Source organism: Sorangium sp. So ce367 (assembly GCF_051520455.1).
Lineage (GTDB): Bacteria > Myxococcota_A > Polyangia > Polyangiales > Polyangiaceae > Sorangium > Sorangium cellulosum_B.
Genome location: NZ_CP150334.1, coordinates 5,029,503 through 5,054,817 on the forward strand (window position 1 = coordinate 5,029,503; position 25,315 = coordinate 5,054,817).

Sequence of the window (25,315 nt, forward strand, 5' to 3'; positions counted from 1 at the left end):
CCCCCCCGCCGCTGCTCTCGGTGCGCGATCTCAAGGTCCACTTCCCGGTGCGCCGCGGCCTGCTCCAGCGGCAGGTCGGCACGGTGCGCGCGGTCGACGGCGTCTCGTTCGACGTCGAGCGCGGCGCGACGCTGGGCCTCGTCGGCGAGTCCGGCTGCGGCAAGTCGACGACGGGCCGGGGCATCCTCCGCCTCGTCCCGCCCACGTCGGGGAGCGTGAAGATCGACGGCCGGGAGATCCTGACGCTCGAGCCGGGCGCGCTGCGGAAGGCGCGCCGCGAGATGCAGATGATCTTCCAGGACCCGTACGCGAGCCTGAACCCGCGCATGACGGTCCACGACCTCATCGCCGAGCCGCTCACCACCCACGGCCTCGTCTCGTCGCGCGACGAGGCGCTGCGCGAGGTGGCGCGCCTCATGGAGCTCGTCGGGCTCTCGCCCTCGTACATGCGGCGTTATCCGCACGAGTTCTCCGGCGGCCAGCGGCAGAGGATCGGCATCGCCCGCGCGCTCGCCCTGAAGCCGAAGCTCGTGATCGCGGACGAGCCGGTCAGCGCGCTCGACGTGAGCATCCAGGCCCAGATCGTCAACCTGCTCGCGTCGCTCCAGCGCGAGCTCTCGCTCACGTACGTGTTCGTCGCGCACGACCTCGCCGTGGTCCGCCACCTGTCAAGCGAGATCGCGGTGATGTACCTCGGCCGGATCGTGGAGCGCGCTCGCCCGGACGAGCTCTTCCGTTCACCGCAACATCCGTACACGCAGGCCCTGCTTTCGGCGATCCCGATCCCGGATCCCGACGTGGAGCGCACGCGCCGCCGCCTGCCCCTCGTCGGCGAGGTGCCGAGTCCGTTGAACCCGCCGTCAGGATGCCATTTTCACACACGCTGTCCCTATACGATGGACCGGTGCAGCGCCGAGGCCCCTCCGCTGGAGGAGCGTCGCCCTGGGCACTGGGCCGCCTGCCATCTCACCGAGTTGCCCACGGCACCTACGCATCCGTGAGGTGATCCGGCGGCGCGCACTACCCCACATCGGCTGAGCTCGTTGTCCAGACATGACGTGGAATGTCCGATGACAGGATTTTCCTGACCTCTGCGTGCAGTAGCGGGGTTAGGATCCTGGGACCGATGCCGCGAATCTCTGACGCCACGCTTCGCGCCCAGATCCCGACGGCCCTTCTCATCGGCGGCGATCAGGCGTTGCTCCAGCGCTGCCAGACGGCGGCGATGGATGTGGGGATCATCGTCAAGGCGTGCCCGGTATCGATGGCCGCCGCGCTCGCGGAAGAGCGTCGGCCGGTGGTCATCGTGGTCACGTCGTCGACTTACGCGCTCGCTCCCGAGGCGTTCGAGGAGATCGCGCGCGACGTGGTCAGCACGCTCGTGCGGGTCGACGAGGCGATGGTGGACGACGATCTCGGGGCGCTGCTGGCCACGGCGGCGCGCGAGAGCCGCAAGCAGCGCTCGCGGCAGCAGACGCCCGGTCGCTACTCGATGATGCCGGCGGACGAGAGCGCGTCGGTGCCGCGGTCGGAGCGCTTGACCATCGGGGTGATGAAGGCGGACCCGGCGTCGCGGCGCGACCCCGAGGCGACGCCGCTGCCGCGCTCGGGGCCGCGCAGCGCGGGCGCGCAGGCGCCGCGCAGCGCAGGAGCGCAGGAGCTCGCGTACCGCGAGCGCGTGGCGGCTGCCGTGGCTGCGCAGCGGCCGGAGCGCTCACGCGCGGAGGCGCCGGGGGAGGCGGCGTACCGCCCGCGCGAGGCGCCGGTGCCGCGCTCGGAGCGCCTGGGGGTCATGGTGGGGCCGCCCTCGTCGCGGGCGCGCCGTGAGCTGCCCGCTCCGACGCCGCTCCCGCCGCCGCCGGCCGCTGGCCCGGTGGTTGCGCGCCGGGACGCGTCTGCGCGCCGGGACGCGTCCAGGCCGGTGCAGGCATCGCCGGCGGCTGGAGCATACGTGCGGCGGGATACGCCGCTGGCCGGCTCGCATCCGGCCGAGGCATACGCGCGGCGGGATACGCCGGTGGCTGGCTCGCAGCAGGCCGGGGCGTACGCGCGTCGGGATGCGCCGGCCGCGACGTCTGCACGGCGAGAGGCGTCGGCGCCGCTGTCGCAACGGGCCGTTCCGAGCTCGCGGCAGCAGGCCGGGGTGGTTCCGCGTCGGGATACGCCGGCGGCGCATGCGCTTCCGCGGCAGGTGCCTCCGTCGCCCGCCGCGCAGCGCGACGCGCAGCCGTGGGAGCAGCGCGACGCGCAGCCGTGGGAGGAGAACATCGGCATGCAGCCAGGCGCGGCGCTCCCGGAGCGGGAGGCGCTCGCGATGGGCTCGCAGGACGGCGAGGCGCACGGCGGTCATTCCGCGTCGCCGCCGAGCTCCCATCGCGCGCCGCCGAGCTCCCACCGTGCGCCGCCGAGCTCCCATCAAGCGCCGCCGTCCTCTCGCAGAGCGCAGTTCCACGTCGACATCGCTCTCCTGTTCGATGAGCGAGGCCTGCCGCGCGCCGATCCGCAGGCGAAGTGACGCTCGGCCGGGGCGCGCCGGGCGGCTCATCCGTTGGCGGGGGCGCCGGGCGATCCCTTTGCCGGCGAGGGCCGCGTCCCACGGGTGACCGGCGGCGCGGCGGAGGGTAAGCTTCGCGCGGCCATGACGACAGGGACGAAGCAGGAGTCGATCCAGGGCAAGCTCGTTCGCGCGCTCGAGCCCGTGCACATCGAGGTGGAGAACGAGAGCCGCATGCACAGCGTGCCGGTGGGCTCGGAGACCCACTTCAAGGTGCTCGTGGTGAGCGAGGCATTCCGGGGCCTGAGCCCGCTCGATCGCCATCGCCGCGTCAACGACGTGGTGCGCGAGGAGTTCCGCTCCGGGCTGCACGCCCTGACGATCCGCGCGATGACGCCGGACGAGTGGGAGCGGCAGGGGGGCGCGGACTTCCGATCTCCCCCGTGCCTGGGCGGCTCCAAGGCGGCGCCGGAGCCCGGCGCCAAGTCGGGCTGAGCGGCGAGGCGCGCATGGAGCTCGTCGTCGCCCTCGTCTCGGACCTGCACTTCGGCCCGGAGGCGTCGTTCGGGGGCAAGCTGCGCAAGCTCACGGGCGAGGCGCCCGAGCTGACCCGCGCCTTCGTGAAGCGGATGAACGAGGTCACGCGGCCCGATCTCGTCGTGAACCTTGGCGACGACATCGAGGACGAGGGGCCCGAGGCCGACCGGGAGCGCTACGGCGCCTGCATGGCCGCGCTCCGCGGCCTGAAGGCCGAGCTCTTCCACGTCGCCGGCAACCACGACGTGGTCCACCTGAGCGAGGCCGAGCTGCTGTCCGCCTGGGGCAGGCCCGAGGCGACGCGGCTCCACTACTCGTTCGATCGCGGCGGCTTCCATTTCACGGTCCTTCACACGCGCGAGCGCAAGGATCACGACATCTCGCTCGGGCCAGAGCAGCTCGCCTGGCTCGGCGAGGACCTCGCGGCCTCCCCGCTGCCCAAGATCGTGCTGATGCACCACAGCGCGGCCGATCAGGATCTCCGGGGCAACCGCTGGTTCGAGGGGAGCCCGCACATCTGCCTCGTGCGCGAGCGGCGCGCGATGCGGAAGATCTTCGAGGAGCACGGCGTGCTCGCCGTCTTCAATGGCCACCTGCACTGGAACCACCTCGACGTCATCCGCGGCATCCCGTACGTGACGCTCCAGAGCCTGATCGAGAACCTCGACGACGACGCGCCGGGGCGCCCCGCCGCGGCGCACGCGGTCGTGCGGCTCGGCCCGAAGCGCATCGTCGTGGAGATCGAGGGCGCGGAGCGGGCGCGGTACCAGTTCGACCGGCGGTAGGGGCCGGAGAGCGCCCGAGCGGGGAAATTCACAGGGAGGCGAGGAGACGGGGAGAAGGGTGGGATGTAACTCCCCGTCTCCCCGCCTCCCTGTGAATTTCCCCGAACAATCGAGGCAATGCTTCAGCGGGTGCCCACCGATTCGGCCGATGTCGCGAGCGCTGCGCGTCGCCGGCCTGTCGGGAATTGGCCGACAGATGCGCTCCAATGCCCGGTTTCGATCGTCGGTTTCAGACGTGCGTCGGCTCGGAACTCCAATTGACAGCTCATTCCGGGGCGCTTTAGCGTTAACTCCGCCCCTCATGCGTCGCAACGACTCACGCCTCCGCCCCGCGCTCCTCCTCGCACTTGCCTTGTTCGGCGCCGATTGCGGTGACGATGCCATCTGTTCGCCAGGCGCCCTGTCCGCCTGCTTCCTCGCCGACGGGTCGCTCGGCGCGCAGCAGTGCAACGCGGAGGGCACCGCGTTCGGCGCGTGTGCCCCCGTGGCGAGCGGCTCTGGACGAGGGTGCGAACACCTCGGCGAAGCGTGCTGCCCCGCGCTCCCTGAAGAGCTCGTCGCGGGCTGCGACGCCGCCGTGAGCCAGGCGAACGACGCCGCGTGCGACGATTTCCTCGCGAGCGCCAACGCGGTCGATCTCTGCACCGGAGGGGCCGGCGAGGGTGGGGCGCCGGTGGTCCCCTATGGCCCGAGCTGCGCCGGCCTGCTCGACGCGTGCTGCGCGGCGCTGCCGGCGCAGCTCAGGGAAGCGTGCCACGCGACCGGATTCCGGGGCAATGAGCAGCTGTGTCACCGGTTCCTGGAGAGCGACGCCAAGGACAACGGCTTTTGCGCCGACGTCGACCCCGCGGCCGGGAGCTGCGGTTATCTGTCGGAGCGGTGCTGTCCCTCGCTCCCCGAGGGGGCGCGCGAGCGCTGCGCCGCCCTCGCGGGGGAGTCCGACGCGGCGCGGTGCCTCGACTACCTCGGCGGCGCGGCGGACGCGGGCCGCTGTCCGAGGCTCGCCCCGGACGAGCCGTTCAGCGCGGCCCCGTGCGAGGCGCTGCTCGATACGTGCTGCGGGACGCTCGATCCGGAGCTCGCGTACGAGTGCGATCTGGCCGCGATGTCCGGCGTCCATGCCCGCTGCGAGGCGTTCACCGGCTCGATCCGCGCGTTCGGCCTCTGCCTCGACAGCGACGGCACGGGGGGCGGCGGCGACGACTGCGGGGACACGTCGAGCGACGTGGACAACTGCGGGTTCTGCGGCAACGTCTGCGGCGACCAGCACGCGACGCCCTCGTGCGCGGCCGGCAGGTGCTCGCTCGCGTGCGACCTCGGCCACGCCGACTGCGACGGCGAGCCGGCGAACGGCTGCGAGGCGGACGTCGAGGGCGACGCGGACAACTGCGGGGCCTGCGGCAACACATGCGGCGCGCGCCACGGCGCCGCCACCTGCGTCGCGGGCGCCTGCGAGGTCACGTGCGACGCCGGGTACGCCGACTGCGACGGCGACGCCTTCACCGGCTGCGAGGTCGCGCTCGCCTCGGATCCTTTCAATTGCGGCACGTGCGGCAACGACTGCGCGGGCGGCCTCTGCGACGCCGGGGAGTGCGCCCCGGGCGCCACGTCGCTCGCCTCGGGCCTCGCGGTGCCGTCGGCCCTCGCCGTCGACAGCAGCGCTCTTTACCTGGTCGGCTTCCAGCACGCCGGCGGCATCGCCGTCCGCGTCGACAAGCTCTCCGGCGGCGCGACGTGCCTCGCCAACGGCGCTCCTCCCGGGGTCGTGGGCTGCAGCGCCGACCGCTTCGAGGGCATCGCCCTGCTCGGGGCCGACGCCATCGTCACCGGGTCATCCGGCGTGCTCCGGTACCCCTTGTCCGGCGGCGCCGCGATCCCCCTCACCACCGCGATCCCCGACCCCTGGGCGGTCGTCACCGACGGCAGCGACGTCTGGTTCACCTCGCTCTCTCAGGGCGGGATCTACCGCGTCGACGCCCTCACGAGCGGCCAGCGCGCGCAGGAGATCACCGGCGTGTTCTCCGAGCCAGGGGGCGCGCTCGCGAGCGACGCGGAGCACCTCTACTGGTCCCGGACCGACGGCACCGTCGTGAAGCTCCGCAAGGACGGCACGGAGCGGCGCCAGATCGCGTCCGGCCAGGTGATGGACACGACGAACCTCACGCCTCACACCCTCGCCGTCGACGCCGGACACCTCTTCTGGAGCAGCCCGAACGGGTTCGTGTTCCGGCTCGCCAAGGACGGCGCCGATCTCACGGTGCTCGCCGACGATCAGCCGAACCCCGCCGGGATAGCCGTCGATCCCGGCGACGGCGGCGCCGTCTACTGGGCCAACCGCGTCGGCTCGATCCGCAAGGTCCCGAAGGCCGGCGGCGCCGTGACGACGCTCGCCGTCGGCCAGCTCGACGCGATCGCGATCGCCGTCGACGAGGCGTTCGTCTACTGGGCGACCCGGGCGGGGGACGTCCGCAAGATCGCGAAGTGAGCTGGAGAGCAGCCGGGAGATGCAGCGCATGCATGATCGCGTCGAGGGCAGTCCGTCGCACCGAAGCCCTGTCTCGAGCCGCCTCCGGCGTGCGCCGGCGGTGCGCCTCCTCGGGACGCTCGCCGTGCTGCTCGCCGCCGGGGTGGTGGCCGGCATGGGCTGCGGCCAGGAGCCGCCCCCTCCCGCCGTCGCGGCGCCGCCCCTGGGCGCGCAGGCGAACGACGACGCGTGCGCGTGCAGCGGCGGCGTTTATTACAACGGCCAGGCGATCCCGATCGAGGACACCCGGTGTGACAGCTTCGTGTGCGGGCGCGACCTCATCGCCTATCACTGCGTCGACCTCGGCGCGAACGACAACTGGCGCAGCTTCCCGGGGAACAGGTGCGGTGATCTCTCCTGTCGTGACGCAGGGACCTTCTGCGGCGCGGACGTCGTGAACGGCGAGCCCGCGGCCCTGTACCAGTGCGCGGGCGCGGGGCAGATCCCGCTCGAGTGGACGATCTGCGAGGGGGGCTGCCGCGGCAGGGCGTGCACCGACGCCGCGACGAGCGAGTGCCCGTGCGAGGTACCGCCCGTCGCCGGCGGCGAGCACATCCCGCGCACCTGCGGGCAACGCGTGTGTTTCCCGACCGGCGCTGGCAGCGACGGGGTGAAGATGGTGTGCACCGCGGACGGGTGGCAGAGCCTGGGGCTCTCGTGCACGCAGCGCGCAGGCACCTGCAGCGCCTGCCGCGGGGTGCAGGACAGCTTCGACAACGAGGTCACCACGACCGCGTGCGGCGAGACGATCTGCGGCCTCGGGCACGGCAACCGCAGCGAATGGATCTGCGGAGAAGCGGGTTGGCTCGACCTCAATCGCCCCTGCGAGCCGGGCAAGCCGGAGGAGGAGGACGCGGAGTTCGGCCGCTGCCCGGAGCAGTTCCAGGACAAGGACGGGAAATGGAAGTCGGTCGAGCAAGGCCAGACCTTCTGCGGTGATCAGGTCTTTCGCAGCCCCTGGAACAACGACCTGGCGCGGAGCTTCGGCGAGCCCTCGATCCACATCAAGGGGAAGGCGACGCAGCTCTTCGCCTGCCCCGGGCCGGGCGCCCGCCCTGTGCCTTACCGGGACTGCTCCGCGCTCGGCGGCACCGGGGAGTGCAAGACCGTGCGGGAGCTGCCGGCGATGCACTACCACGAGGTCACCGGCGCGCAGCCCCAGGACGACGCCAAGACGATCCGCGACTGGGACCGCTGCGACGAGGCGTGCCCCACGGTCACCGACGCGGTGTACACGAGGGTGGGGCCGGACGACAACGGCTTCTGCCGCCATCTGTTCTGCGGTCAACACGGGATCACCGGCCGCGTCGGGACCTTGTACCAGTGCGCCTACGACAATTGGACGTACTGTCCGCCGTCGGCGGAGTCCACGCGCGCCGTCGTGGGCCGTCCGGTGCCCTACGAGCAGTGCTCCGCGGCGTGCATGCCGCGCGACGCCAAGGGGCATCACGACGTGTGCGATTCCTCCGTGGATCCTCAGGAGCCGTTCGGGATCCCGGATCCGGCGCCCGAGTCGAGCCCGTCGTCGCGCTGCGACGCCATCCGCGATTACCAGGACAACGAGGTCCCTCCGGCGTCGCGGCGGCGGGGCGCGAGCGTCTGCGGCCGCGGCGGGCAGGTGTTCGAGTGCCGCGATCGGCAGCTCTACCGCCCCGACGGCTGGCACGCCACGGGGATCTCGTGCGGCACCGCGTGCGGGATCTGCGGCCCGGATCCGTACGGGGTCCAGAGCTCGTTCTGCAGATCGATCACGGAGTTCTTCGGCAACACGTGCAGCGACATCACCGCCGAACCGGAGGCGATCCTGTGCAACAACAGCGATGACGTCCTCCTGAACGACCCTGCCTACTGCGGCCACAACCCTGGCCTGCACGCCGCGGGTGACCCGTCGATGCTCTACACCTGCAAGGCGTATTGCGAGCGCGAGGACGGCGCGACGACGCGCTTGGTGCCGTGCGAGGGGCGCGAGGGCGACGGCCGGAACGGGCGAGAGAGGACGCGGGTCTACCAATTCGATCACGCGACCTACTGCCCGATGGGGTGCATGATCAACGAGCGGGTGAACGACGCGTGCATCGCGCCCACGGGGAAGCTCCAGTTCCCGTTCCCCGACCACAAGATGATCCAGAACATAGGCCACAAGCCGGACTGGAATGAGGGCCGGCACCTCGGCGAGGACATCGGCAAGGCGAGCGGCAGGACGGAGGGCACCTACGTCTTCCCGATCGCCCCTGGCAAGCTCCTCCGGGCGGGCATCAACTGCTCGCAGTACCTCGGCATCGCGCTCGTCGAGCACCGCTTCAAGGAGAACGGCGAGGAGAAGCGGTTCTGCTCCTTCTACGGGCACCTCGACGTGGATGAGCTGGCGATGACCCTCGTGGGACAGGACATCGGCACCGACACGCCGCTCGGGAAGATCGCATATTGGGACGACATCCCGAGGCAACACAACCTCTATTGCGACAACAAGTGGACGGAGTGCCCGGCGGAGGACAGCTTCCCCTGCGATCCAGGCAATTCGCACCTGCACTACGCGGTGCTGTCCCACGCCGAGTGCGCGCGCTTCGACGACGGGGGCGGCGCGCCGCCCGGGTACGATGAGTGCAACACCGCGACGGCGGTCGGGTACCTCGACACGGAGACGCGGATCGAGTCCTATACCGCGCTCGACGGGACCTGCACGATCCCCATCTCGAGCCCCGACGGGTACATCTCCCCGGAGTGGTTCGTGACCTCTCGCCACCACTGATGCGCGGCCAGCGGCGGCGCCCAGAGCGGGGAGGCGTCCTCGGCCCGACTGGACGCCTCGCGCCGGCAGGCGCGCAGCGTCAGGCGGAGCTCGGCGGGAGCGGCATCACGCACTCCACGAAATAGCGCAGGATGTCCTGCGGGGTGATGATCCCGACGAGGCGCCCCTCGCGCACCACCGGCAGATGGTGGATCCGGTTCGAGCGCAGCAGGGTCATCACCTCGTCCGTGGGCATGAACTCGTCCACGCAGATGGGCGGGGTGCTCATCACGTCCGCGGCCGTCATGCCCGCGTACTCCTTGCGCAGGAGCACGCCCAGGAGATCCGTCTCGCTGACGAACCCGACGATGTGGTGCCCCCCGTCGATGACCGGCGCGCCGCTCAGGTGATGGTTGGCGAACAGCTGCAGCATGTCGGCGACCGGCGTGCCCTGCTCCAAAGCGATAACGCGCTCGGTCATCAGATTGCGCGCATGGCCCTTCATGGTCCGGGCATGTAATGATCAACACGCAGCGACGTCAAGGGCGTCAACGCACCGCGCCGAGCAGCCCGTCCAGCCGCCGTCCCTCCGCAACGCCCCCCGCCCAACGCCCTCCGTCGCGCGACCGCTGCGGACGGCCGAGGGGCGCACCGCACCGGCCGGCTCGGCCGACCTCGGCGCCCCCTGCCGATCGCCGCGGCGGCCTACGGGCACGCCGGGGGAGCTCAGGAGGTCGACGGCGGGCCCGGGAGGCGCAGGCCCAGGACGTCGTCCGCTCGGATGGATCGAGCCCGCCGAGCGCCTCCCGGCGAGGAGGTTGGCTGTCAGCGACAGGCCATCCTGGCGCCACCATCGCACTTCGACCGCACCCCATCGCCCCTCCGTCCCCGGTGCCAGCATCGCTGTCCATGATGCCTTGGACAGAGCAGGAGTCTCGCGCCGACAGCGTCGACAGAGCGATCGCGCCGCGACACAAAAAAAGAGATCATTGCGTGCGCGTCGGTCTTTGCCCAGCGGGGTATCAGTGACATCTTTCCATTTGTCTCTGAAGCGGAGATGGCCCCATCGGCCGCTCCGACTCGTGGGCTTCTTCGCGGCTCGTGCATCTGAACAAGATCACGCACCGGTGTTCGATGCGCGTACCCCTTGGCCCGCGCCTCGGCGCCGGTCGTTTCGGGAGCTCGTGGGCCATGCGCTCATGGGCATCCCAGGGGGGCGTTATCCATGGAGCATTCGCCGAAGCTAGCTGCACTCCTCCTGGCCATCGCGGCGCTCTTCGCGAGCGCGTGCGCGGTGGCGCTCGATCCGGACGCTCCGGCCGAGGACGCCGGGGACGCAGCTTCCAACGCCGCCCAGACGGCGAACGCGCTGACGTCGAACGCGCTGACGTCGAACGCGCTGACGTCGAACGCGCTGACGTCGAAGGCGCTGACGTCGAACGCGCTCAGGGCCGAGGCGCTCTCCGGCAACCCGCGCACGGCCGACGCGCTCCGCGACCCGGCCGCGCGCACCCTGCTGAAGTACGTCGCGGGCTGCGCGCTGCCCGCGGGTGAAGGCTTCACCGTCGCCGTGGACGGCGACGAGTTCTCCTTTCCAGGGGAGCTCGGCCTCGCGGCGAGCTGGGGCGAGGAGGGCGGCGCCTGCGACGAAGCGTGCCGGTCCTGGGTCAGCGGCTGCGTCCTCGCGCGCGTCAATTACCTCGGGCACAAGGTGAACATCTCCGTCCGCGGAGATCGCGAGGAGCTCCGGGCCGACAAGGTCGAGCGCTCGGCCTATCCGAGGCGCGAGGCCACTTACTACGGCGACATCTTCGCGCCGCTGCCTCGCTACAACGCGTGCCTCCCCCCCGAGGCTTCGTCGCTCGCGCGCGCCTGCGGGCCCTCGCTCGAGACGTGCGCCATCAAGGTCGCCGGCTCGTGCGACAGCCTCTGCGACGAGCCGAACAGCGACGGAAGCTTCCCGAACTGCCGCGGCAAGGTCCGCAACAGCTCGGGCAAGCTCATCGTCGAGAAGACGCCCAACCCCGGCTCGGTCACCGTGTTCCTGCGCTGACGTGGGCCACGCGGAGATCATCGCGGGGCGCTTCGTCGTCGAGGGCGAGGCCGCCTCCGGAGGGATGGGCACCGTCTACAAGGCGTACGACCGCCTCGGCGGCGCGGCGGTCGCCCTCAAGATCGTCCGGCTGAGGAACGAGATCCAGATCGAGCGGTTCGAGCGGGAGGCCGCCCTCCTCGCCGCGCTCGTCCACCCGGGCATCGTGCGCTACGTCGCGCACGGCAGCACCCCGGAAGGCGATCGCTACCTCGCCATGGAGTGGCTCGACGGCGAGGACCTGGCCGCGCGCCTCGCGCGCGGCGTCCTGCCGGCGAGCGAGGGGCTCTTGCTCGTGCGCCGGGCCGCCGACGCCCTCGCGTTCGCGCACGCGCGCGGCATCGTCCACCGCGACATCAAGCCGAGCAACCTCTTCCTCCCGGGCGGGGACGCCGGGCGGGTCAAGCTCGTCGACTTCGGCATCGCGCGGCCCAGCAGCGACGCGGGGCGCGTCACCGTCACCGGAGGCGTCCTCGGCACGCCGGGGTACATGGCCCCTGAGCAGGTCGAGGCGCACAGCGTGCCCGACCCGCGCAGCGACGTGTTCTCCCTCGGGTGCGTCCTCTTCGAGTGCCTCGCCGGCCAGCCCGCCTTCGCGAGCGCGAGCCCCATGGCGGCGCTCAGCAGGGTGCTGCTGATGAGCCCGCCCCGCCTCCGCGACGTGCGCTCGGACGCGCCGGCGCCGCTCGACGAGCTCGTCGCGCGCATGCTCTCCAGGCAGCCCGGCGACCGCCCGCGCGACGGCGCCGAGGTCGCAGCCGAGCTCGACCGGATCGCCGCGATGCGGGGCGGGTGGACCGCGCCGCCCGACGCGCCGACGCTCGCGGGCGGCGCGGCGCCCGACGCGCCAGCCCACGGCCTCGGCCCGCGCGACCGCGCCGCCCTCACGCTGGGCGAGCAGCGCGTCGTGAGCCTCGTCTTCCTGGGCGAGCCCGGCCACGGCGCAGCCCGGGCGCCGCAGCCCGCCCCGCAGGCCCAGGAGGCCCCTGGCGAGCCGCCGCCCGCCTCGCGCAGGTCGCAGCCGCCCGCCTCGCGCAGGTCGCAGCTGCCGCCCGGATCGAGCAGGCTACAGCCGTCCACGTCGAGCGCGCGGGCCGCGGAGATCCGCTCGCTCGTCGAGCTCCACGGGGGCAGGCTCACGCAGCTCGTCCCGGGCGTGGAGATCGTCATGATGTCCGGCCCTGGCAGCGCCGTGGATCGCGCCGAGCGCGCCGCCCAGTGCGCGCTCGCCCTCCGCACCGAGCTTCCGGCCGCACCGCTCTGCGTCATCACGGGGCGGGGCGTCTTCTCCGCGGGCCTCGCCGAGGGCGACGTGATCGACCGCGGCCTCGCCGAGCTCCGCGCGGCGCTCGATGAGCGCGAGGTGCGCGCGGTGCGCATCGACGGCGCGACCGCCGACATGCTCGGCCCGCGCTTCATCGTCGCGCACGCCGCGCCCTCGGCGCCGGGCGGGCCGCTCTTTCTTTACGGCGAGCGCGCCGTGGACGAGATCGCCCCCGCCTTGCTCGGGAAGCGCACCCCGTGCGTCGGCCGCGCCCGCGAGCTCTCGATGCTCCACGGCGTGCTCGCCGGCTGCATCTCCGAGTCGCTCGCGAGCGCTGTGCTCGTCCTGGGGCCGCCCGGCGCCGGCAAGTCCCGGCTCCGCCTGGAGCTCTTCGCCGCCCTGCGGCAGCGGGACGACCCGATCGAGATCCTCTGGGGCCGCGCCGACTCGGGCTCTCCCGGCTCGCCCTTCGGCATGATCGCGGACGTGCTCTGCCGGGCCGCCGGCCTCCGCGCGCGCGACCCGGCGTGGGCGCGGCAGCGCAAGCTGAAGCAGCGGCTCGGGCGTCACCTGGGCGGCCCGGCGCTCGATCGCGCGGCGGCGTTCCTCGGCGAGATCAGCGGCGCGCCGTCGCCGGAGCACGCCCGCATGGTGCGGGCGGCGCGCCAGAGCGCCACCGGCATGAGCGACGGCGTGGGGGCCGCCTGGGAGGACTGGCTCGCCGCCGAGTGCGCCGCGCGCCCGGTGCTCCTCGCGCTCGAGGACCTCCACTGGGGCGACGCCGCCACCGTGCGCCTGCTCGACGCGACGCTGCGGAACCTCCGCGAGCTTCCGCTCATCCTGCTCGCGCTCGCGCGCCCGGACGTCCACCGGCTGTTCCCGAGCCTGTGGGCCGAGCGCGAGGTGCAGACGATCAAGCTCGGCCCGCTGCCGCGCCGCGCGAGCGCGGAGCTCGTGCGCGCCGCGCTCGGCGAGCCCGTGCCCGAGGGCGTCGTCGCGCGCCTCGTCGAGCGCGCCGGCGGCAACCCGTTCTACCTGGAAGAGCTCATCCGCGCGGTCGCGAGCGGCAAGGAGGAGCTCCTGCCCGACTCGGTGCTCGGCACGGTGGAGGCGCGGCTCGACGCCGAGGGCAACGAGGGCAAGCGCGTGCTCCGGGCGGCCAGCATCTTCGGCGATCGCTTCTCGAAGCGCGGCGTCGCGGCGCTGCTCGGCGGCGAGGAGCGCCTCGCCGACGTGGAGGCCTGGCTGACGGCGCTCGCCGACCGCGAGCTCGTCGCGCCGGCCTCGGCGTCGGCGGGCCTCGCCGACGCCGCCGACTACGTCTTCCGCCACACGCTCGTCCGCGAGGCGGCGTACGCCATGCTGACCGAGCGCGACCGCGCCCTCGGCCACCGGCTCGCGGGCGCGTGGCTCGAGCGGAGCGCCTCCGCCGATCCGCGGGGCGTGGCCGAGCACTTCCGCCGCGGCGGAGAGCCCGGCCGCGCGGTGCGCTGGTACCGCCGCGCGGCCGAGCAGTCGCTCGAGGCGAACGACCTGCGCGCCGCGATCGAGCGCGCCGCGTGCGGCGAGGCCTGCGGCGCCGAGGGCGAGGATCTCGGCGCGCTCCGCCTGGTCGCGGCCGAGGTCAACGTCTGGACGGGCGACCTCGCGGCGGCCGAGGAGCTGGGCGCGTCCGCGGCCGAGCTGCTCCCCGCCGGCTGCGCCGGGTGGTTCCGGGCGGTCACCCAGATCGCCGCCGCGGCCGGGAAGCTCGGCGCGGTCGACCGCGTCGCGAGGTGGGCCGCCGTCGCCGAGGGGATGTCCGCGGCGCCGCCCTCCTTCGCGTCCTCGGCACCTCCCACGTTTGCGTCCGCGGCGCCTCCCACGTTCGCGTCCGCGGCGCCGCCCACGTTTGCCTCCGCGGCGCCGCCCTCCGCTGCGCACTTCGCGCCCGGGGCGCCGGCATCCGCGGCCTCCGCGGCGCTGTCCTCCGGCGCGGCCGCGCTGCGCCGCGCCCGGATCGCGTGCTTCTGCGAGTGCGGCGCGCAGCTCGTCTTCGGCGGCCGCTACGCCGAGGCCGACGCGCTGCTCGCGCGCATCGACGAGGATCTCCGCGCGCATCCGCCGCCGGACGCCGAGCTCGTCGCGATGGCGCAGCAGCTCCGCGCGATCCGCGCCTCGGCCGGCGGCGATCCCGAGGCGTGCCTCGAGGGCCTGGAGGCGGCGCTCGCGGCCTTCGAGCAGGCCGGGGACAGGCGCAGCGCGTGCGTGATCGGCGCGAACCTGGGCTTCATCTACGCCGAGCTCGGCGAGCTCGGGGCGGCCGAGTCCGTCCTGCGCGCCGCCCTGGAGGCCGCCGACCGGATGGGGCTGCGCGAGCTCGAGACGGTCGCGCTGCACAACCTCGGCCACGCGCTCGGGCTGCTCGGCAAGCTCGACGAGGCGCAGCTCGTCGAGCGGCGCGCGGTGGAGGCGTTCCAGCAGCGGGGCGACCTCCGCATGGAGGGCGTGGCGCGGACCTACCTCGCGAAGATCGCGCTCCTCTCCGGCGACGCCGCGACCGCCGAGCGGGAGGCGCGCGCGGCCGAGGCGGCGCTGCACGTGGCCCCCCGGCTGCGCGCGGCCGCCGTGGCGGTGCGCGCGCGGGCGCTGCTCGCCGCGGGCGAGGTCGCGGCGGCGCTCGGCGCGGCGCGGGCGGCGTTCGGCGAGCTCGCGGCGCTCGGATCCCTGGAAGAAGGCGAGGCGCTCGTGCGGCTCGCCTACGCCGAGGCGCTCGCGGCGTCCGGCGCCCACGGCGAGGCGTCCGCGGTGCTCTCGGAGGCCAGGGAGCTCCTGCTCGCGCGGGCGCGGCGGATCGCGGACCCGCGGCGGCGCGAGCGGTTCCTGACGGCGGTGCCCGAGAACGCGCGCATCGTCCGCGGCGCGCGCGGTGCGACGGCGACCTAGCCGCCCCGAGGGCTCGCGCCCTCCGCCTCGCCCGCCCGCGTGCCCCCGGCCCTCGCCGCGACATGGGCGGCGCTGCGCCCCCGCGCTGATGCCATGTCGCGCCGCCTGGACCGACGTGACCCGTGAAGGGGAGGACACCGGCCTTCCGATTGTCCAGGATACGTGAGCTGCTTGTCGCGCTGAGAGCCTGTGAGTTCTGCTTGATTCGAATTAAACAAATACTCTATCAGAGGTGACAGGTGATCAGACGAGCTCATTCCTCCAGCATGCGCGCTGCACGACCCACCGCCGTCACACCCGCTCGAAATCAGAGAGTCGAGAGAAAACGAGGGGCCGGGCGCCGGACGTGGATTGACGCATTGCGGTGCACGGCGGGAGCTGTCGTGGTGCTGCTCTCGCAAGGATGCGTCGCGTCGATGGACGAGCCGGCGGACGTGGAGCGCGCCGAGGTCGGCGAGGGCGCGCTGGCGATGAAGAGCTATGCGCAGACGCGGTATCCGATCGTGCTCTGTCACGGGATGGCCGGCTTCAAGGCGATGTTCGGGGTGATCGACTACTTCGGTGGGATCGCGTCGGCGCTGCGCTCCGGCGGAGCGGAGGTGTATGCCGCCGAGGTGCCCCAGTTCGACAGCACCGAGGCGCGGGGGGAGGCGCTGCTCGCGCAGGTCGAGGATATCGTCGCGCGCACCGGGAGCGGGAAGGTCAACCTGGTCGGGCACAGCCATGGCGGGCTCGACGCCCGGTATGTCGCCGCGGTGCGGCCCGATCTCATTGCGTCGGTGACCACCATCGGGTCTCCGCATCAGGGGGCCGAGCTCGCCAGTTTCCTCCAGGAGAACCTGCGGGAGGGCGGGCTCGCGGAGGGGGCGCTCTCGCTCCTCGCCAACGGCCTCGGCGCGGTGCTCAGCCTGCTCAGCGGGCACACGGCGCCTCAGGACGCGATCGCCGCCGTCAGATCGCTGTCCGCCGCCGGGATGCGCGAGTTCAACGCGCGTTACCCCGCCGGGCTGCCCGACGGCCGGTGCGGGCAGGGCCCCGCCGAGGAGGGCGGCGTGCGCTTCTTCTCGTGGTCGGGGACAGCGGTCGTCACGAGCCTCATCGATCCGACGGACCTGACGCTCAAGCTCATCTCCACGCTGTATTCGGAGTCGAACGACGGGATGGTGGGCAGGTGCAGCTCCCATTTCGGGGAGGTGGTCCGCGACGACTATGCGATGAACCACCTCGACGAGGTCAATCAGATCTTCGGGTTTATCAACCTGTCTGGGCCGAACCCGAAGTCCGTGTTCCGGTCGCACGCGAGCCGGCTGAAGGCCGTCGGCCTCTGACCTCCTGGAGGGCTCTTCGTGGCGCGTCGTGGCAGGACCGCTCTCTTCGTGGCCATGGCGCTCGTCGCGACGGTCGGCGTGGGGCGCCTCCTCTCGGGGGAGCGGACACGGCCGGCGGCGCCCTCGGTCCGCTCGAACGGGATCGCGCGCCCCGCTCGGAAGGAGACGCTGCCCGCGCTGTCGGTGGCGCCGGCCCCCACGCGTCTCCGGCAGGCGCTGTCGGTATCGCCGCGGCCCCCTGCGGCGCCGCGCCCGCCGGCGAGCGCCGCGCCGCCCTCGCTCCGCGGCACCGACGTCGACGGCGCGGTGACCGTCGACGAGCGCGGCGATCTGGTCGTCGGCCTGGAGCTGCTCGGGCTGTTCGACTACTTCCTGAGCGCCACCGGCGAGGAGCCGGCGCCGGCGATCAGGGCCCGCGTCGTCGCGGCGATCCGGGAGCGGGCGACGGGGCGCGGAGCGGAGCAGGCGATCGCGCTGTTCGACCGGTACCTCGGCTACCGCGAGGCGGCCGGCGCGGCGCGCGTCGAGCAGGAGGCCGATCCGGCGGCGCGCCTCGCCGCGCTTCGCGAGATCCGGCGCGCATGGTTCGGCGAGGCGGCCGCGGCGCGGCTGTTCGGCGACGAGGAGCGGGAGATCGAGGCGGCGATCGAGGAGTCCCGCATCCTCGCGGACGAGGCCCTGTCGCCGGAGGAGCGCGACGCGCGGATCGCGGAGGTCGAGGCGGCGCTGCCGGAGGCCGTCCGCGAGGCGCGGGAGGCGGCGACGCGCCCGCTCGCGCAGCAGGCCGAGGAGCAGGCGCTCCGGGACGCGGGCGCGTCGGACGAGGAGCTGCGCGAGCACCGGGTCGCGACCGTGGGCCCCGAGGCCGCGGACCGGCTCGCGGAGCTCGACCGGCGGCGGGCGGCCTGGCAGCAGCGGCTCGACGCGTTCGCCGGCGCGCGCGCGGACATCGAGGCGACGGTGGCCGATCCCGACGCGCGGCGCGCCGAGGAGGAGGCGCTGCTCGAGGGCTCGTTCACCCCCGAGGAGCGGCTGCGCGTGCGGGCGATCCTCAACCTCGCGCATCCCGCGGTGACGGGAGCGCCTACAGCGATCCGCTGATCGAGAGCCCGAGCCCGCCGGGGGTGACGAGCGGGGCCGCGCCCACCTGGAGGACCTGGCCGCGCTGCAGCGGCACGCGCACCTGCGGGGGCATGGCGATGCCGCCGAGCAGCATCCCAAGGCCGACGGCTTGCCCGGCGCCGAGGAGGGAGAGGCCGACCGCGCTGGCCGCCGTTGGCCGCCCCGTGCCGAGGTGGATCCACGGACCCGCGAGGGGGATCAGCAGCGAGGCGGGGTTGGCCGAGGTGCGTTCGTGGCGCCGGAGGATGAAGCAGGCGCCCTGGGAGCACTGCGGTACAAGCCGGATCCGCACCTCCGGCTGCGCGAGGGAGAGCGCGGCGCCGCGGACGGCCGACGCGACCCAGAAGCCGCCCAGGGTCGACGCGCCCGCGATGATCCAGCGCGCCCTCCGCGGGTTCGCGACGTAGGTGGCGGTCGCGACCCGCTGCGGGGTGCGCTGCGTGATGGTCGCGGTCTGCTGCGGCGGCGCGACACGACCCTGCGCCGGGGCCTGAGGGGAGATGGCGTGAGTCGCGTCAGCAGCGGAAGCGCTGGAGATGCCGAGACAGAGGCCGATCCCGAGAAGCCCGGCGAGCCCCTGGACGACGCCTTTCCCCCTTGTTGACCTACCGCTGGTTCTCCCTGTCTTCGAAGTCCACATGCGCCCCTCCCGGTGCCATCGACGCACCTGCGCTGGAGAGAGCAAGCCACGGGCCTCCTCCGGGAGATGCCATTCGCCCCCGTCGCTCGATCGCCCGGGATCCGGGGCAGGGCGGTGCAGTGAGCACAGAGGGCAAGGAGCGCACAGCGATTCTCTGCGATCCCCTCGGAGTCCTCGGCGTCACTGCGATTCCCCTTCATGGAGAGGAGATGCCGAGTCCCGCGTCCCGGGAAGACGCCGCAGACGAGGAGATCCTCCGGTAGCGGCGCCGGCTCACGGGCGAGCCCGCGCTCACCGCAGGATCAGGCACGTCGTGGTGGCGTGGGCGTAGAGGGTGCCGTCGGCGTCGCGCAGCGTCCCGTCGGCGGTGGCGTGGCGCTTGCCGAGGTGGACGACCCGGCCCTCGGCGATGAGCTCGGGCCCGCCGGCGCGCGGGGCCTTCACGAAGCTGACCTGGAGCGAGACGGTCGAGTAGCCGACCCCCGCCTCCAGGGACGCGTGCACGGCGCAGCCCATCGCGGAGTCGAGCATCGTGCTCAGATAACCGCCGTGGACCATCGCGATCGGATTCTGGTGCTGCTCGCCGGGAGATCCGGTGATGACGACCCGGCCGGCCTCCACCGCCGCGACCCGCAGCCCGAGGAAGCTCGCGATCGGCGCCATCGGCAGCTCGCCGTTCATCATGGCCGTGAGGTAGGCGAGGCCGGACATCGATCTCACCTTCTCCACCGCCGGCGCAGGATCTTGCCACGTCACCACCAGCTGTCGTTCCTGATTCGTCGTCATGATTCCCTCTCTCCGTGTTCCTGAATCCGACGTTCGTGACGTCCGTGACGTTCGTGACGTCCGCGCGAGCCCGCGATCGATGGGCCTCGGAGCCTATCCGTGCAAGGAAGCGAGCTCAAGGCCACCGATGTCCTTCCGTTCGGCGCGGCGCGCGCCGGCGCCGGAGATCGCGACGCGCGCGGCCTGCACCTCCTCGTCGCTGATCACCGCGCGGACCATCTCGGCGATCCGCCTCCAGACGGAGTCCCTGCGGTACGGGAGCCCGACCTCCCTGCACAGCGCCTCGACCTCCCTCGCGACCTCGGGGTATTGCCGGAGCGGCAGGTCCGGCCAGAGGTGATGCTCGATCTGATACCCCATGTAGCCGTGCAGGAAGTCGGCGGCGCTGCTGGGGCTCTCGTAGTTCACCGAGCCGACGATCTGCCGGACGTAATACTCCTCGCGGCTGCGCGCGGCGCCCTCGAAGATGGGGATATCCAGGCCTGTGTGGGTCGGCGCGATCACCGCGAAGCTGTGCAGGTTCGACAGGAGCTCCGCCACCACGCTGTTGACGAGCACGCCGAGCGCCGCCCAGCGGCCGAACGGCAGGAACGCGAGCGGCAGGACGACGAAGTGCACGAGCGCATACGGCAGGTACGAGCGGAGCAGCATCTCGCGGTCGAGCAGCACGCTGGGCGACCAGGCCGCGCGCTCGCGCCCCTCCGTCGAGGCCTCGGCCGCGCGCTCGCGCCGCTTGCGGAGGGCGCTCCGGGTGGCCGGGCCATAGTAGAGCCACTTCCAGGTGCACGCGGTCACGAACAGCGCGAGCGCGCGGACGAGCTTCGGCTTGCGCTTCAGCCACGCCATGTTGACGGCGACGCGGTCGGGGTCGCGCTCGTCGCCGGTGTAGCAGTGATGAGAGACGTTGTGCTGCGCCTGCCACGCGTCGGCGTCCAGCCAGTCGAACCAGTCCCACAGGCTGCGCCGGCCCCGCGCGAACGTGCGGCTGTTCCAGGCCGGGTCGCCGCCGGCGACGCCATCATACGCCTTGTGGAGGACCGGGTGCGCGACGACGACCCACCTGGCGAACCGGCCAAGGGCGATGAGGATCATCGAGATCGGGTTGGGCCCGAGCGCGGACGTCGCGTACCCGAGGGCGGAGAAGGCGCGGCCCAGCAGCGACAGGCGCTTGATATGGCGGAGATCCTCCGCGCCCGTCCGGGCCGAGGCGCCGGCGCGGATCGCCCTGATGCCCGCCATCAGACGCCGGGCATCGTCGGCCGAGAGCGAGGTCGTGCGAGGGGCCGTGTCGGTCGCCGCGGGCGCGGTGCGGGGAAACGCATCATCGGTCTTCATCGTGATCTCCGTCCTCTGCGTCTCGAGCGAAGCGAGGCGTGTCATGGCCTTGGTGATGATTCGAGCGCTCATGACGCGCCCCCGGGGGCCTGGTGCCGCCGCAACCAGGCGGCGATCTGCTCGTACGGGGTCCGAGGCACGGCCGGGTCGAGGCCGAGATCGAGCCTGCGGGGAAGCGCGATATGGCCGCCGCCGTCCATCCAGACGACGCGGGCGGGCGACGAGAGCCCCCCATGCGCTGCCAGTCCGGCGAGGGTCGCCGGGGGCACCATCGGATCCTGGCGCGAGTACAGGAGCAGCGCCGGGGTGGCCAGCGAGCCAAGGATCCTCCCGACGCCCTGGGCCTCGTAATAGGCCGTGGGATCGCGGAAACCGAAGCGGCGGACCACCGTCAGGCGGTCCCACTCGCGCAGCGTCGCCGCCCGATCGACGGCCGACGGCGGGACGGGCATCCGCCGCCGCCGCGCGATCTCCCGGTACATCCGCTTCAGCCCCCCGAGGACGTGGCGCCGGTACACGACGCTGTCGGGGCGATCCATGTGGCTCACGGCGCGATCGAGGTAGAGGGGCGAGCAGATCGAGGCCACGGCCGCGAGCCGCGGGTGCCCCGCCGCGGCGAGGTGGAGCGCCACGTGTCCGCCCATCGAGAAGCCGACGACGAAGATCCGCTCGTGGCGCGCAACAAGGGGATCGCCGCTCAGCACGGCCGCGAGGTCCTCCCAGAGCCCCGCGTGGTGGAGATCCTCCGGGTCGCACGACGAGCCGCGCTGGCCGAGTCGCAGCACCGACAGCCCCTGCGCGCGCAGGGCAGCCGTCGCTGCGCGCAGGTAGGCCGAGCGCACATCCCCGCCCATGCCGTGCAGCAGGACGACAAGGTCGCGGCTGCCCGGGGAAGGGAAGTACAGGCCGGTCAGCGTCGCCGCGCCGTACGGCCCGCCAGGGACGCGGAACCGCCAGGGGACCGCGGACGTGAGCTCCGGGGTGAGGCTGCTCGTGACGAAGCCCGCGATGGTCGCGGCGTGGCCGCGCGCGAGGCGCACGAGAGACGCGCGCTCATCCTGCTGCGCGGTCAGAGGCGCGGGGCGCTGCATCAAGGATGCGCGATGAAGGGCGTTCTGCTCGATCATGGGTCCTCTACCTCGTCCTCTCCGCCGCGAGGCGCGCTGTCCGGCACGAGCTCCTGATCCGCGGGTGTTCGCCGAGGAGCCGGGCCGAGCGACAGCCGGCCACGGCCGGCACGGGGCGGCGTGGGTGCGGCGGCGAGAGGCGTCATTGCAGCAAGGATGCCAGTCTCCAGCGGGCCTCGTGGGCCGCCCTCCGCCCCGACGCGGGCGCGCCGCGCGCCCTCGGGGCTTCAGCGAGCCCAGGCTGAATCGGCGCGGACACCCGCTTGCTCGATCGAGCAACGCGCCGCGCCGCGGGCGGTCCCTGCGGCCAGCCGGGGTAAAGGGGCCAGCCGCCAGCTGGAGGTCCGGGCCTCCATGTGAGGAGCGCCCCCGCGGCGCGGCGTGAGGGCTCCGGACGCCGAACCGCCGCTCCGGACGGGCGGAGTCGCGCCGCAGCGGGCTGGCATCGCGGTTGCCATGCACGAACCGGCATCGACGAAGGCATCCCGGCCGCGCTGCTCGCCGGCCGCGCCAGCGTCCCTTGCAGACCGCAGGTCTGCGCGAAGGAGCATACCCATGAATCCCGTGGCAATGTCTACAGGGGCTGTCCAGATCGTGGCGGGCGTCGTGATCGGTTATCTCACCGTCTCCATGGCGGAGTCGTTTCTCCACCGGAACGCGCTGCACGCGAGCCTCGCGGTCCGCCGCGCGGCGAAGCGGCTCGGCCGCGCGGGCCGCCCCCTCTTGCGCGCGTACACGAGCCACACGGTCGTGCATCACGGCAAGACCTACCGTGAGAGTCACGTGCGGCAGTTCCGGAACCGCGAGGAGCAGGACCGGCTGGATCGCTGGATCGTCGAGACCCAGGGCGACCGGCGGATGATCCGCGAGCAATACGGCGTCTCGCTGGCCGGCCTGGGGATCCTCGCGTTCGCCGCGCCCGTGCTGCCGTTCTTCGCGCTTTACGCGCTCTTCCTCCCGGCGGCGGTGGTCGTCGGCGCCTTGCTACCGCTCGTGATCTACCCGCTGTCGTCGCTCGTCCTCCACCCGTACCTGCACATGCCGCGGGCCGAGGCCATGGCCCGCGCGTCGCGGCCGATGCGCTGGCTGCTCGGCACGCGCTACGTGCGCTTCATCTCCCGGCACCACTACCTGCACCACCGGTACATGCACTGCAATTACAACCTGCTCTGGCTCGGCGACCTGCTCCTCGGGCGGCACCGCCGGCCGAGCGACGAGGATCTCGCCGAGATGCGCGGCCAGGGGATGATCTGCTGAACCAGCGGGTGTGGTAGAAAATTACACTACGGCGCATTGCCGGCAGGGAGGACCGTCGTGGCCGGCTCGGCGACGCGATGCGCCGGGCAAGAACGTGCCGCCGCGCCCCTGATGACGCGCTGCGATTTTCCTGCTCCGATGAATGCGCAGCCCGTTCATTGCATCGTAGTCGCCGAGCCGCCGATGGCGTGGGGGACGGGCGTGTCCTGGAGACGTTCAGGTTCGTGGGTTTCACTTGTCTTGCGGAGGTAACCTATGAGGTTTGCGCGACGCAGCAGCGGACGCATGGTGGTAGCTTGTTGTTTGCTTGTTGGCTTCAGCTCGGGGTGCGAGAGCTCGGTTGTCCTTCCCGAACCATCTCCCCACGACGACTCGGTCGATTCGCCGCGGGACGAAGAGGCGGCTGACGTCGGCTCGCCGGACAGGCCCGTTGCCTGGCGGGGGACGGCCGAGCGCGTCGTCGATGTGCCGAACGGCGGTGGCGCGGATGTGCCGAACGGCGGTGGCGCGGATGTGCCGAACGGCGGCGGCGCGGATGTGTCGAACGGCGGCGGCGCGGGCGATCGATGCGCGGGCCCGTTCCCCGGCGCGGAGCCGAGCGATGGCAGCGGCTACTACCTGAAGCCCGGCCTACTCTATCCCGCGGAGTCCTCGGGCGTGTACATGGGTCAGCTGTCGCTGGGCGACATCGACGGGGACAGGCGCTTCGACTTCGTGAGCACGGATCGCAGAGCGCTGTACGTGCAGACGCATCCGCGGGTACGGGAGCTGAACGGCGAAGTCATCTACACCCCTTCCACGCCGGCCAACTCGGTCGAGGACACGTTGCTGCTCGACGCGGACCGCGACGGCGCGCTCGATGTCGTCGTCGCGCAGCAGGAAGGGCTCGCCTTCCTCCGCAACCAGGGCGGTGGCGCCTTCGAGCCCCCGAGGACAATCGCCGGGCCCGCCACGTTCTCCCCGACCGCCGTGGACCATGACGGGGATGGCGTCCTCGACATCGTCGGGCTCGGCTATCACAGCAAGATCCTCATCTACCGGGGCGACGGCGGCGGCGGATTCGAGCTGGCCCACGAGCTGCCGGCCGGCGTGTTCATGTCCGGCATCGTCACCGGCGATGTGACCGGGGACGGCCAACCCGACGCGGTGATCGCGATGACCGGCGTGGGCGCGGGCATCGCCGTCTTTCCGCACGACGTCGAGAGCGGGTTCGACACGACCGGACAGCAGGTCTTCTTCGAGACCACGCCGCCGAGCTCAGGCGTCTCGTTCGTCTCGATCGCGGTGGGCGACGTGAACAACGACGGACGCCAGGACGTCGCCGCCGTCACGCACGAGTACTCGGACGGGCCGATGCGGGTCTGGATCCTGCTGCAAGACGACCTCGGCCACCTGACTGCGCCGCAGCCGCTGCTCACCATCGATGATCACCAGTATTTCGTCTCAGGAGGCCTGCAGATCACCGATCTGAACCTCGATGGGCGGAGCGATCTCGTCGCGGTCAGCCGAAACACCGCCGAGATGTGGTCGTTCCTCCAGACCCAGGAGGGCACGTTCGAAGCGGAGGCGGCTCCATTCCCCGGCACCTTCGAAAACATCGACGGTTTTGGCATCGGCATCACCGATTTTGACTGCAACGGGTGCCCTGATGTCGTGGGCGTCCAGCTCGACGGTCTTGTCGTCTTCCGCGGTCGCGGCTGCGCGACGGCGCCTTGAGCGCTCCCGCGAGCGGCGCCTCCTGCCCCTTGTCCAGCCCGCCCTGAGCTCGTCCCGCCGCGGCGTGCAGCCTCGCTTGCTCAGCTCAGCTCACTCCTCGTCGACCGTCTGGCGCCCCTTGGGGAAGAAGTCCTCGAAGATCGCGATCTCCTCCCGGGCCGCGACGAGCTCCGCGATGCGCTCGCCCTCGGCTTTCGGCAGGTAGGCGAAGCCGACCTCCTGTCCCCACGATCGCGAACAGAACGCATAGAAGCGGCCCGGCGCGCCGTCCGCCTCGAGCGCGCGATCGAGCTGCTCGACGAGCGCCGGATGGTCGATCCAGTCGGTGTCGCCTTCCAGGCGGAGCTCGATCGCCGCCCGCGCGCCCCGTTCGAGCACGATCGTGCGCGTCGCGCCCTCCTCGAAGCGGCGCGCGGTGATGCCGAGCACGCCGCCAGAGATCGCGTCGAGCGCGTCGAGGACCCTGCCGTAATCGCGCACGTCGTCAACGCTCTCTCCGTCGGTCACGTGCACCGCCGCGTCGCCCGCCGCCGCGCGGACGATCTCCTCGAGGTTCTCGGACTCGCGAAGCGCTTCGTCCTCGTCCATCCCGGCACGATACCAGAGACCGTGCTCCGCCCCACCAGGTCACCGCCTCACGGCGCCATCTGGCCGG

Annotated in this window: 18 protein-coding genes; 12 read left to right on the plus strand and 6 right to left on the minus strand. The window is 72.5% G+C overall.

The window, feature by feature from the left end; all coding sequences use genetic code 11:
• The first annotated feature begins 20 nt into the window (after positions 1–20).
• The 6 genes from WME97_RS19175 to WME97_RS19200 all read left to right on the plus strand — a co-directional run bounded on the left by WME97_RS19175 (position 21) and on the right by WME97_RS19200 (position 9,089).
• Complete coding sequence (locus WME97_RS19175; RefSeq protein WP_437553678.1) at positions 21–1,001, plus strand: ABC transporter ATP-binding protein; 981 nt, start codon at positions 21–23, stop codon at positions 999–1,001.
• A gap of 125 nt (positions 1,002–1,126) precedes the next feature.
• On the plus strand, positions 1,127–2,515 hold the full coding sequence (locus WME97_RS19180) for a hypothetical protein (RefSeq protein WP_437553679.1): 1,389 nt from the start codon (positions 1,127–1,129) through the stop codon (positions 2,513–2,515).
• 123 nt (positions 2,516–2,638) lie between these two features.
• On the plus strand, positions 2,639–2,989 hold the full coding sequence (locus WME97_RS19185) for a BolA family protein (protein ID WP_437553681.1): 351 nt from the start codon (positions 2,639–2,641) through the stop codon (positions 2,987–2,989).
• A gap of 14 nt (positions 2,990–3,003) precedes the next feature.
• Entirely contained in the window at positions 3,004–3,816 is an 813-nt protein-coding gene (locus WME97_RS19190) for a metallophosphoesterase family protein (protein ID WP_437553683.1), read from the plus strand.
• Between the two features lie 301 nt (positions 3,817–4,117).
• On the plus strand, positions 4,118–6,301 hold the full coding sequence (locus WME97_RS19195) for a hypothetical protein (protein ID WP_437553685.1): 2,184 nt from the start codon (positions 4,118–4,120) through the stop codon (positions 6,299–6,301).
• A 19-nt stretch (positions 6,302–6,320) separates the two neighbouring features.
• Positions 6,321–9,089, plus strand: coding sequence for a hypothetical protein (locus WME97_RS19200; RefSeq protein WP_437553687.1), 2,769 nt, complete (start codon positions 6,321–6,323; stop codon positions 9,087–9,089).
• 79 nt (positions 9,090–9,168) lie between these two features.
• On the opposite strand, the gene WME97_RS19205 is transcribed toward WME97_RS19200, so the two are convergent.
• Positions 9,169–9,573, minus strand: a complete 405-nt coding sequence (locus WME97_RS19205) for a CBS domain-containing protein (protein ID WP_437553689.1) — start codon at positions 9,571–9,573, stop codon at positions 9,169–9,171.
• A 720-nt stretch (positions 9,574–10,293) separates the two neighbouring features.
• On the opposite strand from WME97_RS19205, the gene WME97_RS19210 reads away from it, so the two are divergent.
• From WME97_RS19210 to WME97_RS19225, 4 genes are all read left to right on the plus strand, one after another.
• Positions 10,294–11,121 carry a hypothetical protein gene (locus tag WME97_RS19210; RefSeq protein WP_437553690.1) on the plus strand — a complete coding sequence of 276 codons (828 nt, stop codon included), beginning with the start codon at positions 10,294–10,296 and terminating at the stop codon, positions 11,119–11,121.
• A 1-nt stretch (position 11,122) separates the two neighbouring features.
• Positions 11,123–15,349 carry a serine/threonine-protein kinase gene (locus WME97_RS19215; protein WP_437553692.1) on the plus strand — a complete coding sequence of 1,409 codons (4,227 nt, stop codon included), beginning with the start codon at positions 11,123–11,125 and terminating at the stop codon, positions 15,347–15,349.
• A 416-nt stretch (positions 15,350–15,765) separates the two neighbouring features.
• Positions 15,766–16,677, plus strand: a complete 912-nt coding sequence (locus tag WME97_RS19220; protein WP_437553694.1) for an esterase/lipase family protein — start codon at positions 15,766–15,768, stop codon at positions 16,675–16,677.
• 18 nt (positions 16,678–16,695) lie between these two features.
• Positions 16,696–17,778, plus strand: a complete 1,083-nt coding sequence (locus tag WME97_RS19225; protein WP_437553696.1) for a lipase secretion chaperone — start codon at positions 16,696–16,698, stop codon at positions 17,776–17,778.
• Here WME97_RS19225 and WME97_RS19230 read toward each other — a convergent pair.
• From WME97_RS19230 to WME97_RS19245, 4 genes are all read right to left on the minus strand, one after another.
• Positions 17,762–18,439: a hypothetical protein gene (locus tag WME97_RS19230; protein WP_437553698.1), complete on the minus strand. Its 678-nt coding sequence runs from the start codon at positions 18,437–18,439 to the stop codon at positions 17,762–17,764. The two genes, WME97_RS19225 and WME97_RS19230, sit on opposite strands and share 17 nt — an antisense overlap.
• Before the next feature lie 291 nt (positions 18,440–18,730).
• The gene (locus WME97_RS19235) at positions 18,731–19,225 is read right to left on the minus strand and encodes a PaaI family thioesterase (protein WP_437553700.1); all 495 of its coding nucleotides are present in this window, start codon (positions 19,223–19,225) and stop codon (positions 18,731–18,733) included.
• 93 nt (positions 19,226–19,318) lie between these two features.
• The gene (locus tag WME97_RS19240) at positions 19,319–20,632 is read right to left on the minus strand and encodes a fatty acid desaturase family protein (protein WP_437553702.1); all 1,314 of its coding nucleotides are present in this window, start codon (positions 20,630–20,632) and stop codon (positions 19,319–19,321) included.
• Positions 20,629–21,687 (minus strand): alpha/beta fold hydrolase, encoded by a 1,059-nt coding sequence (locus WME97_RS19245; RefSeq protein ID WP_437553704.1) that lies wholly within the window; start codon positions 21,685–21,687, stop codon positions 20,629–20,631. Before WME97_RS19245 ends, WME97_RS19240 begins: the two co-directional genes overlap by 4 nt.
• A 555-nt stretch (positions 21,688–22,242) precedes the next feature.
• On the opposite strand from WME97_RS19245, the gene WME97_RS19250 reads away from it, so the two are divergent.
• Together WME97_RS19250 and WME97_RS19255 are read left to right on the plus strand one after the other, a co-directional pair.
• Entirely contained in the window at positions 22,243–22,944 is a 702-nt protein-coding gene (locus tag WME97_RS19250; protein WP_437553706.1) for a hypothetical protein, read from the plus strand.
• A 303-nt stretch (positions 22,945–23,247) separates the two neighbouring features.
• Complete coding sequence (locus WME97_RS19255) at positions 23,248–24,660, plus strand: FG-GAP repeat domain-containing protein (protein ID WP_437553708.1); 1,413 nt, start codon at positions 23,248–23,250, stop codon at positions 24,658–24,660.
• A 90-nt stretch (positions 24,661–24,750) separates the two neighbouring features.
• On the opposite strand, the gene WME97_RS19260 is transcribed toward WME97_RS19255, so the two are convergent.
• A complete protein-coding gene (locus WME97_RS19260; protein WP_437553710.1) occupies positions 24,751–25,248 on the minus strand; it encodes a hypothetical protein in 498 nt (165 codons plus the stop codon).
• Positions 25,249–25,315 lie beyond the last annotated feature (67 nt).

Coding starts and splice junctions, on each gene's coding strand:
- WME97_RS19180 (WP_437553679.1), top strand. CDS start 1,127: ATGCCGCGAATCTCTGACGCCACGCTTCGCGCCCAGATCCCGACGGCC.
- WME97_RS19185 (WP_437553681.1), top strand. CDS start 2,639: ATGACGACAGGGACGAAGCAGGAGTCGATCCAGGGCAAGCTCGTTCGC.
- WME97_RS19190 (WP_437553683.1), top strand. CDS start 3,004: ATGGAGCTCGTCGTCGCCCTCGTCTCGGACCTGCACTTCGGCCCGGAG.
- WME97_RS19195 (WP_437553685.1), top strand. CDS start 4,118: ATGCGTCGCAACGACTCACGCCTCCGCCCCGCGCTCCTCCTCGCACTT.
- WME97_RS19200 (WP_437553687.1), top strand. CDS start 6,321: ATGCAGCGCATGCATGATCGCGTCGAGGGCAGTCCGTCGCACCGAAGC.
- WME97_RS19205 (WP_437553689.1), bottom strand. CDS start 9,573: ATGAAGGGCCATGCGCGCAATCTGATGACCGAGCGCGTTATCGCTTTG.
- WME97_RS19210 (WP_437553690.1), top strand. CDS start 10,294: ATGGAGCATTCGCCGAAGCTAGCTGCACTCCTCCTGGCCATCGCGGCG.
- WME97_RS19220 (WP_437553694.1), top strand. CDS start 15,766: ATGGACGAGCCGGCGGACGTGGAGCGCGCCGAGGTCGGCGAGGGCGCG.
- WME97_RS19230 (WP_437553698.1), bottom strand. CDS start 18,439: ATGTGGACTTCGAAGACAGGGAGAACCAGCGGTAGGTCAACAAGGGGG.
- WME97_RS19235 (WP_437553700.1), bottom strand. CDS start 19,225: ATGACGACGAATCAGGAACGACAGCTGGTGGTGACGTGGCAAGATCCT.
- WME97_RS19240 (WP_437553702.1), bottom strand. CDS start 20,632: ATGAGCGCTCGAATCATCACCAAGGCCATGACACGCCTCGCTTCGCTC.
- WME97_RS19245 (WP_437553704.1), bottom strand. CDS start 21,687: ATGATCGAGCAGAACGCCCTTCATCGCGCATCCTTGATGCAGCGCCCC.
- WME97_RS19250 (WP_437553706.1), top strand. CDS start 22,243: ATGAATCCCGTGGCAATGTCTACAGGGGCTGTCCAGATCGTGGCGGGC.
- WME97_RS19260 (WP_437553710.1), bottom strand. CDS start 25,248: ATGGACGAGGACGAAGCGCTTCGCGAGTCCGAGAACCTCGAGGAGATC.